Raw genomic sequence first — 16,450 nt, 5'->3', positions numbered from 1 at the left:
CGGAGCGAAAAGCCAAATAGCGTCACCTATTTGCGGCCCGTTGTCAAGGCCCGCCCTTGCTTCGGCGTGGCTCCCGGGTTACACTGAACTTTCGCGCTCGCCTTGTCCTGCCCTTCTCCTGATCGAGTCGGACAGGCGCCCCTTGACCGGGGTCGATTGGCGTGCGCGGAGCACGACCTCACGAGCCACCCGCCTGCGAGCCCTTGGAAGGACCCCTCTTGGCCGCCTCGCGCACCTCCGCATCTGTTCAGCCCCGCCGTATCTCGTTCGCCAAAATTGCAGAACCCCTCGAGGTCCCGGAGCTTCTCGCTCTGCAGACCGACAGCTTCGCTTGGCTGATCGGCGACGAGAAGTGGCAGGAAGGTGTCGAAGCCGCTCTTGCAGCCGGCCGCACCGACGTGTCCACCAAGTCCGGTCTGGAGGAGATCTTCGAGGAGATCTCGCCGATCGAGGACTTCTCCGAGACGATGAGCCTGTCGTTCCGCGACCACCGGTTCGAGCCGCCCAAGTACTCGGTCGACGACTGCAAGGACCGCGACGTCACGTACGCCGCGCCGCTGTTCGTCACGGCCGAGTTCATGAACAACGAGACCGGCGAGATCAAGAGCCAGACCGTCTTCATGGGCGACTTCCCGCTCATGACCGACAAGGGCACCTTCATCATCAACGGCACCGAGCGTGTCGTGGTGTCCCAGCTGGTCCGCTCGCCCGGCGTCTACTTCGAGCGCACGCCCGACAAGACGTCCGACAAGGACATCTACACCGCCAAGGTCATCCCCTCGCGTGGTGCGTGGCTCGAGTTCGAGATCGACAAGCGCGACATGGTCGGCGTCCGCCTCGACCGCAAGCGCAAGCAGAGCGTCACGGTGCTGCTCAAGGCCCTCGGCTGGTCCGAGGCGCAGATCCTCGAGGAGTTCGGCCAGTACGAGTCGATCCGCCTGACGCTCGAGAAGGACAACACGGTCGGCCAGGACGACGCGCTGCTCGACATCTACCGCAAGCTGCGTCCGGGCGAACCGCCGAGCCGCGAAGCTGCCCAGACCCTCCTGGACAACTACTACTTCAACGCCAAGCGCTACGACACGGCCAAGGTCGGTCGCTACAAGATCAACAAGAAGCTCGGCGTCGACGAGGCCTTCGACCAGCAGACGCTGACGATCGACGACATCGTGTCGACGATCAAGTACATCGTCGCGCTGCACGCGGGCGAGACCGAGCTCGAGACCGCCGCGGGCTCGACGATCGTCGAGGCCGACGACATCGACCACTTCGGCAACCGCCGCATGCGGTCGGTCGGCGAGCTGATCCAGAACCAGCTCCGCACGGGCCTGGCCCGCATGGAGCGTGTCGTCCGCGAGCGCATGACGACCCAGGACGTCGAGGCCATCACGCCGCAGACCCTGATCAACATCCGTCCGGTCGTCGCGGCGCTCAAGGAGTTCTTCGGGACGTCCCAGCTGTCGCAGTTCATGGACCAGAACAACCCGCTCGCGGGCCTGACGCACAAGCGTCGTCTGTCGGCCCTCGGACCGGGTGGTCTGTCGCGTGAGCGCGCCGGCTACGAGGTCCGCGACGTCCACCCGTCGCACTACGGCCGCATGTGCCCCATCGAGACCCCCGAGGGACCGAACATCGGTCTGATCGGCTCGCTGGCCTCGTACGGCCGCATCAACTCGTTCGGCTTCGTCGAGACCCCGTACCGCAAGGTCGTCGACGGCACCGTCACCGAGCAGATCGACTACCTGACCGCGACCGACGAGGACCGCTACATCGTCGCGCAGGCCAACTCGGTCCTGACCGAGCAGTCGACCTTCGCCGAGGACATGGTCCTGGTGCGTCAGAAGGGTGGCGAGGCCGAGCTGCGTCCCGCCGCCGACGTCGACTACATGGACGTCTCGCCGCGCCAGATGGTGTCGGTGGCCACGGCCCTGATCCCGTTCCTCGAGCACGACGACGCGAACCGCGCCCTGATGGGCTCGAACATGCAGCGTCAGGCCGTCCCGCTGATCCGCAACGACGCGCCGCTGGTCGGCACCGGCATGGAGTTCCGTGCCGCCGTCGACGCCGGTGACGTCACGGTCGCCAAGGTCGCCGGCGTGGTCAACGAGGTGTCCGCGGACGCCATCGAGATCATGCAGGACGACGGCTCGTACTTCACGTACCGTCTGGCCAAGTTCAAGCGCTCCAACCAGGGCACCTGCACCAACCAGCGTCCGCTGGTGGCACACGGTCAGCGTGTCGAGGTCGGCACGCCGCTGGCCGACGGCCCCTGCACCGACGAGGGCGAGATGGCGCTGGGCACCAACCTGCTCGTCGCCTTCATGCCCTGGCAGGGTCACAACTACGAGGACGCGATCATCCTGTCCCAGCGCGTCGTCCAGGACGACCTGCTGACCTCGATCCACATCGAGGAGCACGAGGTCGACGCCCGCGACACCAAGCTGGGCCCCGAGGAGATCACGCGCGACATCCCCAACGTCTCCGAGGAGATGCTGGCCGATCTCGACGAGCGCGGCATCATCCGCATCGGTGCCGAGGTCGGCAACGGTGACGTCCTCGTCGGCAAGGTCACGCCCAAGGGCGAGACCGAGCTGACCCCCGAGGAGCGTCTGCTCCGGGCCATCTTCGGCGAGAAGGCGCGCGAGGTGCGCGACACCTCGCTGAAGGTCCCGCACGGCGAGTCCGGCACCGTCATCGGCGTCCGGGTGTTCGACTCCGCCGAGGGCGACGAGCTCTCGCCGGGCGTCAACCAGCTGGTCCGCGTCTACGTGGCCCAGAAGCGCAAGATCTCCAACGGTGACAAGCTCGCCGGCCGTCACGGCAACAAGGGCGTCATCTCCAAGATCAACCCGGTCGAGGACATGCCGTTCCTCGAGGACGGCACGCCGGTCGACATCGTCCTGAACCCGCTCGGCATCCCCGGACGCATGAACGTGGGACAGGTCCTGGAGACGCACCTCGGCTGGGTCGCCAAGACCGGCTGGGACATCACCGACATGAAGGACGAGTGGGCCGACCGCCTGCGCGCGATCGGCGCCGACCGCGCCCCGCGCGACAGCAACGTCGCCACGCCGGTCTTCGACGGTGCGCGCGAGGACGAGATCCAGGGACTCCTGGCCTCGACCCTGCCGAACCGCGACGGTGAGCGCATGGTCAAGCGCGACGGCAAGGCGAAGCTGTTCGACGGTCGTACCGGCGAGCCCTTCCCCGACCCCGTCTCGGTCGGCTACATGTACCTGCTCAAGCTGCACCACCTGGTCGACGACAAGATCCACGCACGCTCCACGGGTCCGTACTCGATGATCACGCAGCAGCCCCTGGGCGGCAAGGCGCAGTTCGGCGGACAGCGCTTCGGTGAGATGGAGGTGTGGGCCCTCGAGGCCTACGGAGCGGCGTACGCGCTGCAGGAGCTCCTGACCATCAAGTCCGACGACATCCTCGGACGCGTCAAGGTGTACGAGGCCATCGTCAAGGGCGAGAACGTCCCGGAGCCGGGTATCCCGGAGTCCTTCAAGGTTCTCGTCAAGGAGATGCAGTCGCTGTGTCTCAACGTCGAGGTGCTCTCGAGCGACGGAACCGCTGTCGAGATGCGCGACGCGGAAGAGGATCTCTTCCGTGCCGCCGAAGAGCTCGGCATCGACCTGTCCCGGCGCGAGCCCTCCAGCGTGGAAGAAGTCTGAGTCGTTCGCGAGGACCCCGTGAGGGGTCCTCGCACCCTCAGCCCTCATCCACCATCAGCAAGAACCTCTGAAAGGGAAAGAAGACCAACGTGCTCGACGTGAACTTCTTCGATCAAATCCGGATCGGTCTCGCGACCGCCGACGACATCCGCGGATGGTCGTTCGGCGAGGTCAAGAAGCCCGAGACGATCAACTACCGCACGCTCAAGCCCGAGCGCGACGGACTCTTCTGCGAGAAGATCTTCGGTCCCACGCGGGACTGGGAGTGCTACTGCGGCAAGTACAAGCGCGTGCGCTTCAAGGGCATCATCTGCGAGCGCTGCGGCGTCGAGGTCACGCGGTCCAAGGTGCGCCGTGAGCGCATGGGCCACATCGAGCTCGCCGCTCCCGTCACGCACATCTGGTACTTCAAGGGCGTCCCGAGCCGTCTGGGCTACCTGCTCGACCTGGCTCCGAAGGACCTCGAGAAGGTCATCTACTTCGCGGCCTACATGATCACCACGGTCGACGAGGACGCGCGCCACGCCGACCTGTCGAGCCTCGAGGCCAAGATCGACCTCGAGCGCAAGCAGCTCGAGAGCCGTCGTGACAACGAGGTCAACGAGCGCATGCAGAAGCTCGAGGAGGACCTCAAGGCCCTCGAGGACGAGGGTGCCAAGGCCGACGCCAAGCGCAAGGTCAAGGACTCCGCCGAGCGCGAGGCCAAGCAGCGTCGTGACCGCGCCCAGCGCGAGATCGACCGCCTCGACGAGGTCTGGAGCCGCTTCAAGAACCTCAAGGTCCAGGACCTCGAGGGCGACGAGCTGCTCTACCGTGAGATGACGTACCGCTTCGGCAAGTACTTCGAGGGCTTCATGGGCGCCAAGGCGATCCAGAAGCGTCTGCAGGACTTCGACCTCGACGCCGAGCAGGAGTCGCTCAAGGAGATCATCGCGACGGGCAAGGGCCAGAAGAAGACCCGCGCCCTGAAGCGTCTCAAGGTCGTCGAGGCCTTCCGCGGCAGCAACAACGCCCCGGCCGGCATGGTGCTGGACGCCGTCCCGGTGATCCCGCCGGAGCTGCGCCCGATGGTCCAGCTCGACGGTGGCCGTTTCGCGACGTCCGACCTCAACGACCTGTACCGCCGCGTCATCAACCGCAACAACCGGCTCAAGCGCCTGCTCGACCTCGGCGCGCCGGAGATCATCGTCAACAACGAGAAGCGGATGCTGCAGGAGGCCGTCGACTCGCTGTTCGACAACGGTCGCCGCGGTCGTCCCGTCACGGGACCGGGCAACCGCCCGCTCAAGTCGATCTCCGACATGCTCAAGGGCAAGCAGGGTCGCTTCCGTCAGAACCTGCTCGGCAAGCGCGTCGACTACTCGGGCCGTTCGGTCATCGTCGTCGGCCCGCAGCTCAAGCTGCACCAGTGCGGTCTGCCCAAGCAGATGGCACTCGAGCTGTTCAAGCCGTTCGTCATGAAGCGTCTGGTCGACCTGAACCACGCGCAGAACATCAAGAGCGCCAAGCGCATGGTCGAGCGGGCCCGTCCGGTCGTGTGGGACGTCCTCGAAGAGGTCATCACCGAGCACCCCGTGCTGCTCAACCGCGCGCCCACGCTGCACCGTCTGGGCATCCAGGCGTTCGAGCCGCAGCTCATCGAGGGCAAGGCCATCCAGATCCACCCGCTCGTCTGCTCGGCGTTCAACGCCGACTTCGACGGTGACCAGATGGCCGTGCACCTGCCGCTGAGCGCCGAGGCCCAGGCCGAGGCACGCGTGCTGATGCTGTCGACGAACAACATCCTGAAGCCGTCGGACGGTCGCCCCGTCACGATGCCCACCCAGGACATGATCATCGGCCTGTACTTCCTGACGCTCGAGCGCTCAGGGCACATCGGCGAGGGTCGTGCGTTCAGCACGGTGCCCGAGGCGATGATGGCCTTCGAGCGTCACGAGATCTCGCTGCAGAGCCACGTCAAGATCCGCATCGAGGGCCAGATCCTCGAGACGACCCTGGGTCGTGCGATCTTCAACGAGGCGCTGCCGGACGACTACCCGTTCGTCAACGAGCAGATCGGCAAGTCGCAGCTCGGCGTCATCGTCAACGACCTGGCCGAGCGCTACAGCAAGGTCGACGTCGCCAACGCCCTCGACAACCTCAAGGACACCGGCTTCCACTGGGGCACCCGCTCCGGCGTGACGGTCTCGATCGAGGACGTCGTGACGCCCCCGCGCAAGCAGGAGATCCTGGGTGGCTACGAGACCCAGGCGGCCAAGGTGCAGACGCAGTTCGACCGCGGTCTGATCACCGAGGACGAGCGTCGTCAGGAGCTCATCGAGATCTGGACCCAGGCCACGGCCGAGGTGTCCGCCGAGATGGAGAAGGGCTTCGACGAGGACAACCCGATCTGGATGATGGTCCACTCGGGCGCCCGCGGAAACATGATGCAGGTCCGTCAGATCGCCGGTATGCGTGGACTCGTGGCCAACCCGAAGGGCGAGATCATCCCTCGCCCCATCAAGGCCAACTTCCGTGAGGGCCTGTCGGTCGTCGAGTACTTCATCGCGACCCACGGTGCCCGCAAGGGACTGGCCGACACGGCCCTGCGCACCGCCGACTCGGGCTACCTGACGCGTCGACTCGTCGACGTCAGCCAGGACGTCATCATCCGCGAGGAGGACTGCGGCACCGAGCGTGGTCTCAAGCAGGTCATCGCGACCAAGCTCGACGACGGTCGTCTGACCGCCGCCGAGAACGTCGAGACGGCGGCCTACTCGCGCACCGCGGCGACCGATGTCACGAACGCCGACGGCGACGTCCTGATCCCGGCCGGCGGTGAGCTCGGCGACGTCGAGATCGCCCGCCTGATCGCCGAGGGCGTCGAGGAGATCAAGGTCCGCACGGTCCTGACGTGCGAGGCCAAGGCCGGCACGTGCGCCAAGTGCTACGGCCGCTCGCTGGCCACTGGCAAGCTCGTCGACATCGGCGAGGCCGTCGGCACCATCGCGGCCCAGTCGATCGGTGAGCCCGGCACTCAGCTGACGATGCGTACCTTCCACACCGGTGGTGTGGCCGGTGACGACATCACGCACGGTCTGCCGCGCGTCGTCGAGCTGTTCGAGGCGCGTCAGCCCAAGGGCAAGGCGCCGATCACCGAGTCGGCCGGACGGGTCGTCATCGACGACTCCGACAAGACGCGCAAGCTCGTCGTCACCCCCGACGACGGCTCGGACGTCCTGGAGTACCCCGTCACCAAGCGTGCTCGTCTCCTGATCCAGGACGGCGACCACGTCGAGGTCGGACAGATGCTGACGCACGGCACGCCCGATCCGCAGGAGGTCCTGCGCATCCTGGGTGTCCGTCGTGCGCAGGAGCACCTGGTCGACCAGGTGCAGGAGGTCTACCGCTCGCAGGGTGTGGCCATCCACGACAAGCACATCGAGATCATCGTGCGCCAGATGCTCCGTCGGGTCACGGTCATCGAGCAGGGCGACGCCCAGCTCATCCCCGGTGACCTGGTCGACCGTGCGAAGTTCGAGGAGGAGAACCGGCGCGTCGTCGCCGAGGGCGGCACCCCCGCCTCCGGCCGTCCGGTCCTGATGGGCATCACGAAGGCCTCGCTGGCCGTCGAGTCGTGGCTGTCGGCCGCGTCCTTCCAGGAGACGACCCGCGTCCTGACCGACGCCGCCATCCACGGCAAGTCGGACTCGCTGCGCGGTCTGAAGGAGAACATCATCATCGGAAAGCTCATCCCGGCGGGTACCGGTCTCGACCGCTACCGCAACATCCGGGTCGAGCCGACCGAGGCCGCACGTCAGGCCGCCTACGCCGTCACCGGCTACGGCGACTACGACTACGGCTTCGGCGAGACGGGCGCTGCGCCCGTCCAGCTCGACGACTTCGACTTCACGTCGTACGAGAACAGCTGACCGACAGCACCACGTCACGGCGAAGCCCCCGGCCATCTCGGCCGGGGGCTTCGTCGTGCGCGGTCGTCGGCGCCGAGCGACCGTGCGTGCGGCCGACGGGTCAGACGCCCTGGGCGCGCAGCACGCGGTCGAGGCGGTCGGCGGTGATACGAGCGGTCGACGTCTTCTCGTAGAAGTGCTGATGGGTCGGCGACTGGCCCGAGCCGGGCGCGCCCCGGTCGTTGCAGATCGCGTCGCCGGCGACGCAGAAGCTGATGGCCGCACGCCTGAGATCGTCCGGGATGCGCGGCCCGGGCCCCAGCCGCCCGTGGCCGGGGGTGGGCTCGGCGGCGTACGAGTACCGGGCGATGGGGTCGTCCGGGTCGTGCGACGGGTCGGCGATCATCGCGACGAGCACGACGCGCGGCACGAGGGCGGGCGGCACGGACATCGCCGCGGTGTGCACGACGTGGGCACCCTGGCTGAAGCCCACCAGGGCGAAGCGGCTGTCGGGGCACCGGTCGGCCAGCGCGGACAGGCGCTGCACGGCCAGCGCGCCGCCGGCGGCCGTGTTGCGCAGGAAGCCCGCCGCGGTCGGGGTCGCCGAGGAGTCGTACCGCACCGGGTCGACGTGGACCGTGGTGCCGGACCGCGCGCGGAGCCGTCGCGCCAGCTGCTCGACGGTCACGCGCACCTCCGTGCCGACGCCGAGGTTGCGCTCGACGTCCTGCGTCGAGCCGCGGGCGCCGATCACGACGAGGTCGGCGCACGGGTCGGGGACCAGGAGGTCCACCGCGGTGCCGGGGGCGTCGTGCGACGGACGACCCACGTGCCGGTCGGGAGCGTCGGCCGGTGCCTGGCACCCCACGAGGACGAGGGCTGCGGCCAGGGCGGCGGCTGCGCGGCCCGGGCGCCGCGTCACGAGGTCGGCGCCGGCTTGGTGTCCGTCGGCGGCGTGGCGGTCGTGGGCTCGACCGACGACGCCGGCACGCGCACCGACGGTGGCTCGGCCTCGCGGAACAGCCACGTCAGCCGGGGCTCGAACAGCGGACGGAAGAGCGTCGCGACGGGCTTGGTCATCAGCAGGTTCGCCACGACGACCGCCACGACCATGCACCCGACGACCGAGGCCGCCCCGTACTGCTCGAGCCGCGCCCACAGGTCGAACTGGCGGTCGAGCAGGATGATGATGAACCCGTGGAGCAGGTAGCAGTAGAACGTGCGGCCGCCGAGCACCGTCGTGATCGAGCGGCCACGGGGGATCAGCGACAGCGTCGCGAACGTCAGCACGGCGCCGACGAGCAGGAGCGAGCCGCGCGTCATCATGCCGTCCCACGGACCGGCGAACAGCGGGTCCTCGGAGTAGCGGTCCTTCCACAGCAGCCACTGGGTCGTCCACGTGCCGGCGTAGAGCTGGCACACGACGAACGACGAGACCAGCACGACGACCGAGACGATGCGGATGCGGATGTCGCCGAGGCGCATGAAGACCTCGCGGTTCATGTGCAGGCCGATGACCCAGAACGGCAGCAGCGCGAGCACCTTGGGCAGCGCCAGGACGTTGGGGATCTCGATCAGCCCCGCGAGCAGCGAGATCACGATCGAGGTCGTGATGGGGTACTTGAGCGCGCGCCAGATCGGGGTCGTGATGCGCCAGATGAACAGCGCCGCCAGGAACCAGCCGAGCCACTGCGGCGACAGGATCATCAGGTTCTCCGGCGTGCCGTCGTAGTGGCGCGTGATGAGCTGCAGGCTCAGCTCGACCAGCAGGTACGGCACGATCAGGGTGCTCACGATGCGGCGGATCTGCCGGAAGTCGCCGATGTAGTGCCGCGCCGTGTAGCCCGAGATGAGGATGAAGAACGGCATGTGGAACGAGTAGATCCACGTGTAGACGCCGCGCGCGGAGTCCATCACGACCAGCTCGGTGAGCGAGTGTCCGATGACGACCAGCAGCATGACCCAGTACCGGGCGTTGTCGAGGTAGGCCACGCGCTCCTTCGGCGGAGCGGTGGCGACGGGCAGCGGGTCGAGGGCACTCATCGTGCACGACTCTAATAGCCTGAACCGAATTCGCCGAAGCGAGAGACGACATCGGCGACGACGCCCCAGGAGGCCCCGTGACCGACGCGACCCGCACGCAGCGTCTGGGTGCCTACGCCGTGGTCATCGTGGACCAGCGCATCCTGCTGACCCGCATCTCGCCGGTCGGCTACCCCGCCGGGTCGTGGACGCTGCCGGGCGGTGGCGTCGACCATGGCGAGTCGCCCCACGACGCGGTCGTGCGCGAGCTGCACGAGGAGACGGGCCTGCAGGCCCTCACGTCACGGCTCGTGGACGTGCACGACGTCCACGTCGTCGCGGAGGGACGCGACGACCGGTGGGAGGACTACCACGGCGTCCACCTGCTCTACGCCGTCGAGGTCGACCCGACGGTCGAGCCGCACGTCGTCGACGTCGGCGGCACGACCGACGTCGCGCGCTGGGTCGCGGTGGCCGACGTGGGTGCGGCCGTGTCGCCCGTCCTGCCGATGGTCGAGCACGCGCTCGCCCACGCGGATCAGTTCGTGGCGGGGGTGTAGAACAGCGCCGTGTAGTTGCCGCGCGCCGACAGGATGTAGACCGACCGGGCGATCGAGCCGTCCTTGGTGCGCACGGCGTACATCGTGCTGACCGAGTTGAGGTCCTCGACGACGTCCTTGGTCACGGTGCCCTTGCGGCTGTTGGCCACGGCGTACTGCTCGGCGATCTGGTCGGCGTCGACCGCCCGCTCGGTCGTCATGGCCACGAACGCCGGGCGGTAGCCGCTCAGCAGCAGCGTGGCCGACTCGGGCGCCGTCCAGCCGTTGACGAGCGGCGTGGAGGTGTCGGCGTCGAGGTCCATCTGGGGCCAGATCAGGCCCGAGCGGTCGGGGAGGTCGTCGATGTCGGTGACGTCCTCGAGCTTGCCCGTGTCGCGTCCCAGCTGTCCGGCCCGCGGGTCGCCGACGTACTCGGCGGTGAGCTGCATGACGGGGCGCGTCATCGACCCGGGGGAGGCCGTGCGGGTCGCGAGGTCGCCGGCGTCGACCGACATCGTGACGCGGATCTCGCGCTCGCCCTCGGTCATGCCGCGTGCGACGACCTGGCAGCCCGTGACGCGGCGGTCCTGCGACGTGCAGTACTGCGAGAGGTCGTCGAGCACGAGGTTCGCGTCGGGGATCGCGGCGTCGATCTGCGCGAGCATGCGGCGCACGACGTCGGTCGGGTCGCCGTCGATGCGCATCAGCGAGATCGAGGTGTCGGGGCGGGGCGCGTCGTCGCCGATCAGCTTGAACGAGTCGGGGCTCGGACGGGTCGTGGGCGTGGGGGTCGGCGACGGCGTGCCGTTGGCCTCGTCCTCGGCGACCTTCTCGGCGGCCTCGGCCGCGCGCTGGGCCTCGAGGGCCTGCAGCTCGGGGCGGTAGGCGGCGATGAGCCGCGAGCTGCGGTAGCGGAACAGGGGGCCGAGCTGCGTCGCGCCCTGGGGCACGTAGAGGCCGTAGCCGATGGGGCTCTCGGGGCCCGACTCGTGGTCGGAGAGGTTGGGCGCGGCGGTCGTGCTCGCGGTCGCCGTCGGCGTCGTGCCGTCACCGTCGCCGCCGCTCGAGGCCGTGCTGTCGCAGGCGGCGAGAGCGATCAGCGCCACGGCGGACACCGCCAGCCGGAAGGTCCGGGCCATGTCGAGATCCTCTCGTCGATGTCCGCCCGCGGGTGCTCCGCCGGAGGACGAGTCGTCGGTGGGCGGGGACGTCGACCGGCGACGTCGTCCTGCGCACCAACACCACACGATATCGTTTCGGGCCAAGGCCCACGGACGGACGGGCGCCGGGACGTCCGACGACGTCGGCGACGGGAAGGGCGGCGGGCACGATGACTCGCACCACGACGGCCGACCGCGTCTTCGCGTCGCTGCGCGAGTCGATCGTGACGGGCGAGTTCCCGGCGGGCTCGCTGCACTCGATCTACCGGCTCGCCGACCTGCTCGAGGTCTCGCGCACGCCGGTGCGCGAGGCGGTGCTGCGGCTCGCCGACATCGGGCTCGTGACGATCGAGCGCAACCGGGGGGTGCGCATCCGCGGCGTGACGGTCGACGACGTGCGCGCGGTCTTCGAGCTGCGGCTGATGCTCGAGGTGCCGGCCGCCGCGCTCGCGGCCGCGCGCGCCGACGCCCCGACGGTCGCGACCATCTCGGCCGAGCTCGAGCACATGCGCGCGCACGCCGCCGCCGACGACGAGCCGCGCTTCACCGAGCACGACCGGGCCCTGCACCAGTCCATCGCCGGCGTGCTGGGCAACGCCCGCCTGCAGGCCGAGATCGCGACGCTCCGCGACTCGATCCAGTCGCGGGGCGCGTCGACGATCCGCCGCTCGCGCGGCATGGTCGAGCTCGCGGCGGAGCACGCCCCGATCGTCGAGGCGATCGCGCTCCGCGACCCCGAGGCGGCGGCGGCCCACATGGAGGCGCACCTGGTGCGCACCGCGACGCTGCTGATGGAGCAGGTGGGCGGGGTGGCGGTCGACGGCCGGCGGTGGTCGGCGTCGTTGCGCGACCACCTGTACGTACCGGGGCGATCTGCGACGCCCCTGCCGTCGGCGCAGTAGCATGCTAGTCTCGACGTGCGTCGGACCCCAGGAGCAGACATGACCTTCCAGCCCCAGCACCCCGAATCGGTCTTCACGTACGGTGCGCCCGGCCTCAAGTTCGGCGTGGGCGCACGCCTCGAGCTCGGTCACGACCTGGCGCAGCTGGGCGCGCGCCGCGTGCTCGTCGTGACGGACCCGGGCGTCGCCGCGACCGGTGCCCCCGACGAGATCGCCGACGCCCTGCGCTCGTCCTCGATCGAGGCCGTCGTGTTCGACCGGTCACGGGTCGAGCCGACCGACGCGAGCCTCGAGGAGGCCATCGCCTTCGCCCGGTCCGAAGGTCCGTTCGACGCGATCGTCGCGGTCGGCGGCGGCAGCAGCATCGACACCGCCAAGGCCGTCAACCTGCTGACGACCAACGAGGGCGAGCTGATGGACTACGTCAACGCGCCGGTCGGGCGGGCCCGCGCGCCGAGGAACGCCCTCCTGCCGCTCGTGGCCGTCCCCACCACGACGGGCACCGGCAGCGAGAGCACCACGATCTGCGTGCTCGACGTCGTCAGCCAGCACGTCAAGACCGGCATCTCGCACGCCCGGCTGCGTCCGACCCTCGCGGTCGTCGACCCCGAGCTGACGCTGACGCAGCCCGCCGGGGTCACCGCGGCCTCGGGACTCGACATCCTGTGCCACGCGCTCGAGAGCTACACCGCCAGGCCGTTCACGTCGTACGAGCGCAAGCAGGCCGACCAGCGCGTCCCCTACTGCGGCTCCAACCCCATCGCGGACATGTGGTCCGAGAAGGCCCTGAGCCTGATGGCCGGCTCGTTCCGCACGGCCGTCCGCGACGGCGGAGACCTGGCGGCACGCACCGAGGTCGCGATGGCCGCGACGTTCGCGGGCCTCGGCTTCGGCAACGCCGGCGTCCACATCCCGCACGCCAACGCCTACCCGATCGCCGGTCAGGTGCGCGAGTTCCGTCCCGAGGGCTACGACGCCGACCACGCGATGGTGCCGCACGGCATGGCGGTCTCGCTGACGGCACCGGCCGCGTTCCGCTTCACGTTCGAGGCGTCGCCCGAGCGTCACGTCCGGGCCGCCGAGCTGCTCGCGCCCGACGCCGTCCGCCCCGACGACCCGGCCGAGTTCCTGCCGCAGGTGCTGGCGCAGATCATGCGCGACGTCGGCATCCCGTCGGGCATCGGCGCCGTCGGCTTCGGCGAGGGCGACGTCGACGCGCTGGTCGAGGGCACCATGAAGCAGCAGCGCCTGCTGGCCACGGCGCCCCTCGAGGTCCGCGAGGACGACGTCGCGTCGATCCTCGACCAGTCGATCGAGCTGTGGTAGTAGCCATGACGCGCTCCTTCGTCGCGCTCGGGCGCGGCTTCGCCGCTGCATGGCTGTCGGCCTTCGGCCGACGTACGCCTACGTCAGGGGGTGCCCGATCATGACCGTGACCGCTGTCAGTACTGACGTGGTGGGGGAGCTGCGTCGGGTGGGGGTCGTCGACGTCGACGACTCCAGCCTCACGCGGGCGCTCTACAGCACCGACGCCTCGCTGTACCGCGTCGTACCGCAGGTCGTGGTGCGTCCCCGCAGCGTCGAGGAGGTGCTCGCGACCGTCGAGGCCTGCCGGGTCACCGGCACCCCGCTGACGTCCCGCGGGGCCGGCACGTCGATCGCGGGCAACGCGGTGGGCACCGGCGTCGTGATGGACCTGACGCGGCACCTCAACCGCGTGCACGAGATCGACGTCGAGGCCCGCACGGCCCGGGTCGACCCCGGTGCGGTCCACGCCGTCCTGCAGAAGGCCGCGACCCCGCTGGGGCTGCGGTTCGGCCCCGATCCGTCGACGCACACCCGCTGCACCGTCGGCGGCATGATCGGCAACAACGCGTGCGGCTCGCGCGCGCTCGCGTACGGACGCACGGCCGACAACGTCGTCGGGCTCGACGTCGTCACGATGGCGGGCGAGCAGCTGACGCTCGGCCGTGGCACGACGACGTCCTCGCCGACGCTCGACGCCCTGCGCGACGTCGTCGGTGCGGACCTCGCGACGGTCCGCACCGAGTTCGGTCGCTTCGGCCGCCAGGTCTCCGGCTACAGCCTCGAGCACCTGCTGCCCGAGAACGGCTTCGACGTCGCGACGTTCATGGCCGGCACCGAGGGGACGCTCGCGACCATGACGTCGGCGACGGTGCGGCTCGTCGAGGACCCGCCCGTGCGGCAGATCCTCGTGCTCGGCTACGCCTCGATGGCCGAGGCGGCCGACGACGTCCCGTCGCTGCTGCCGTTCGGCCCGACGGCCTGCGAGGGCCTCGACTCGCGCATCGTCGACGTCTACCGCACCCACCGCGGCACCGTCCCCGACCTGCCCCGCGGCCAGGGCTGGCTGTTCGTCGAGATCTCCGGCGAGCACCCCGCCGAGGTCGCCGACACCGTCGCCCGTGCCGCGCGGGCCGCCTCGGCGGTCGACCACCGCGTCGTGACGGACGGCGGTGAGCAGGCCGTGCTGTGGCGCATCCGCGAGGAGGGCGCGGGTCTCGCGACCCGCACGCTGCCCGGCAAGGCCCTCTCGGGCTGGGAGGACGCCGCGGTGCCGCCCGAGAAGCTCGGCACCTACCTGCGCGAGCTCGACGCCCTGCTCCGGCAGAACGGCCTCGACGGCGTCCCGTACGGGCACTTCGGCGACGGCTGCGTGCACATCCGCATCGACTTCCCGCTCGACGCCGACGGCGGCCACCAGCTGTTCCGCCGCTTCCTGGTCGACGCCGCGACGCAGGTCGCCGCGCTGGGCGGGTCGCTGTCGGGCGAGCACGGCGACGGTCGCGCGCGCTCCGAGCTGCTGCCGCTGATGTACTCCGGCGAGGCGATCGGGCTGTTCGAGCGGGTCAAGGCCGTGCTCGACCCCGACGACCTGCTCAACCCCGGGGTCCTGGTGCGTCCGGCCGCGGTCGACGCCGACCTGCGCGGCCCCGAGTCGATCCGCTCGCCCGGGCGCGAGCAGCTGTCGCGACGACTCGGCCTGCGCCTGCTGCACGACGACGGCGACCTCGGCAAGGCCGTCCACCGCTGCACGGGCGTCGGCAAGTGCATCGCCGACAACAAGGGCTCCAACGGCGTCATGTGCCCCTCGTTCCAGGCCACGCGCGACGAGAAGGACAGCACGCGCGGCCGCGCCCGCGTGCTGCAGGAGATGATCGACGGCCGGCTCGTGACGGGGGGCTTCCGCGCCCCCGAGGTGCACGAGGCGCTCGACCTGTGCCTGTCGTGCAAGGGCTGCCTGAACGACTGCCCGACCGGCATCGACATGGCGAGCTACAAGTCCGAGGTGCTGCACCAGTCGTACAAGGGGCGCCTGCGGCCGCGCAGCCACTACGTCCTCGGCAAGCTGCCGTTCTGGGCCCGCGTGACGTCGCCGATCGCGCGCCTGGCCAACCTCGGCCTGCGCACGCCCGGCGTCCGCTCGCTCGCCCGGTGGGTCGCTGGCGTCGACCAGCGGCGCAGCCTCCCGATGTTCGCGACGAAGCGGTTCACCCGCGTGGCGCGCCCCGTGCTCGAGCAGGGTCGCCCCCGCGTCGTGGTGTGGGCCGACTCGTTCACCGAGTTCTTCTCGACCGCCGGGGGAGAGGCGGCGCTGCGCGTGCTCGACGGCGCCGGCTACGACGTCGAGGTGCTCGCGCGGCCCCAGTGCTGCGGGCTGACGTGGATCACGACCGGCCAGCTCGACACGGCCCGCGAGATGATCGGCCGCGCGATCGAGCAGCTGCACCCGTACGTCGCGGCGGGCGTCCCCGTCGTGGGCCTCGAGCCCTCGTGCCTCTCGGTGCTGCGGTCCGACGCCGTCGAGCTCGTCGACGACCCGCGGGCCGTCGACGTCGCGGCCGGCGTGTTCACGCTGTCCGAGCTGCTGCAGCGCACCGACGGCTGGACGCCGCCCGACCTGACGGGCACGACGCTCGTCGTCCAGCCGCACTGCCACCAGGCGTCGGTGCTGGGCTTCGAGGCCGACATGGCGATCATGACCGCGACCGGTGCCACGATCGACCGGGTGTCCGGCTGCTGCGGGCTCGCGGGCAACTTCGGCGTCGAGAAGGGGCACTACGAGGTGTCCGTCGCGGTCGCCGAGCAGCAGCTCCTGCCGGCGGTGCGCAACGCCCCCGCCGGGACCGTCGTCGTCGCCGACGGCTTCTCGTGCCGCACGCAGCTCGACGACCTGGTCTCGGTCGACGCGGTCCACCTCGCCCAGCTGCTCGACCGGCGTGCGGCGCGCTGAGC

9 protein-coding genes are annotated in these 16,450 nt (G+C 69.9%); 6 read left to right on the top strand and 3 right to left on the bottom strand.

Going from position 1 to position 16,450, the window contains the following annotated elements; all coding sequences use genetic code 11:
• Positions 1-218: 218 nt before the first annotated feature.
• Complete coding sequence (rpoB, locus tag IFT73_RS10400; RefSeq protein ID WP_192167571.1) at positions 219-3,680, top strand: DNA-directed RNA polymerase subunit beta; 3,462 nt, start codon at positions 219-221, stop codon at positions 3,678-3,680.
• A gap of 89 nt (positions 3,681-3,769) precedes the next feature.
• The gene (locus tag IFT73_RS10395) at positions 3,770-7,591 is read left to right on the top strand and encodes a DNA-directed RNA polymerase subunit beta' (protein WP_056606107.1); all 3,822 of its coding nucleotides are present in this window, start codon (positions 3,770-3,772) and stop codon (positions 7,589-7,591) included.
• Between the two features lie 100 nt (positions 7,592-7,691).
• Here the strand turns inward: IFT73_RS10395 and IFT73_RS10390 are convergent, their stop codons facing one another.
• Together IFT73_RS10390 and IFT73_RS10385 are read right to left on the bottom strand one after the other, a co-directional pair.
• The gene (locus IFT73_RS10390) at positions 7,692-8,492 is read right to left on the bottom strand and encodes a cutinase family protein (protein WP_192167570.1); all 801 of its coding nucleotides are present in this window, start codon (positions 8,490-8,492) and stop codon (positions 7,692-7,694) included.
• Positions 8,489-9,613, bottom strand: a complete 1,125-nt coding sequence (locus IFT73_RS10385; protein ID WP_192167569.1) for an acyltransferase family protein — start codon at positions 9,611-9,613, stop codon at positions 8,489-8,491. The genes IFT73_RS10390 and IFT73_RS10385 overlap by 4 nt, the downstream gene beginning before the upstream one ends.
• Positions 9,614-9,690: 77 nt before the next feature.
• Here IFT73_RS10385 and IFT73_RS10380 point away from each other — a divergent pair, with 77 nt between their 5' ends.
• Entirely contained in the window at positions 9,691-10,152 is a 462-nt protein-coding gene (locus IFT73_RS10380; RefSeq protein WP_192167568.1) for an NUDIX domain-containing protein, read from the top strand.
• Here IFT73_RS10380 and IFT73_RS10375 read toward each other — a convergent pair.
• A complete protein-coding gene (locus IFT73_RS10375; RefSeq protein WP_192167567.1) occupies positions 10,131-11,270 on the bottom strand; it encodes a hypothetical protein in 1,140 nt (379 codons plus the stop codon). The genes IFT73_RS10380 and IFT73_RS10375 overlap by 22 nt on opposite strands.
• 191 nt (positions 11,271-11,461) lie before the next feature.
• On the opposite strand from IFT73_RS10375, the gene IFT73_RS10370 reads away from it, so the two are divergent.
• The 3 genes from IFT73_RS10370 to IFT73_RS10360 all read left to right on the top strand — a co-directional run bounded on the left by IFT73_RS10370 (position 11,462) and on the right by IFT73_RS10360 (position 16,448).
• Positions 11,462-12,193, top strand: coding sequence for a GntR family transcriptional regulator (locus IFT73_RS10370; protein WP_192167566.1), 732 nt, complete (start codon positions 11,462-11,464; stop codon positions 12,191-12,193).
• Between the two features lie 39 nt (positions 12,194-12,232).
• Positions 12,233-13,519: a hydroxyacid-oxoacid transhydrogenase gene (locus tag IFT73_RS10365; protein WP_192167565.1), complete on the top strand. Its 1,287-nt coding sequence runs from the start codon at positions 12,233-12,235 to the stop codon at positions 13,517-13,519.
• A 100-nt stretch (positions 13,520-13,619) separates the two neighbouring features.
• A complete protein-coding gene (locus IFT73_RS10360; protein ID WP_192167564.1) occupies positions 13,620-16,448 on the top strand; it encodes an FAD-binding and (Fe-S)-binding domain-containing protein in 2,829 nt (942 codons plus the stop codon).
• Positions 16,449-16,450: the final 2 nt, after the last annotated feature.

Origin of the sequence: Aeromicrobium sp. CFBP 8757, assembly GCF_014841755.1 — a bacterium.
Classification (GTDB): domain Bacteria; phylum Actinomycetota; class Actinomycetes; order Propionibacteriales; family Nocardioidaceae; genus Aeromicrobium.
This window is presented reverse-complemented; position numbering and strand designations above follow the sequence as displayed.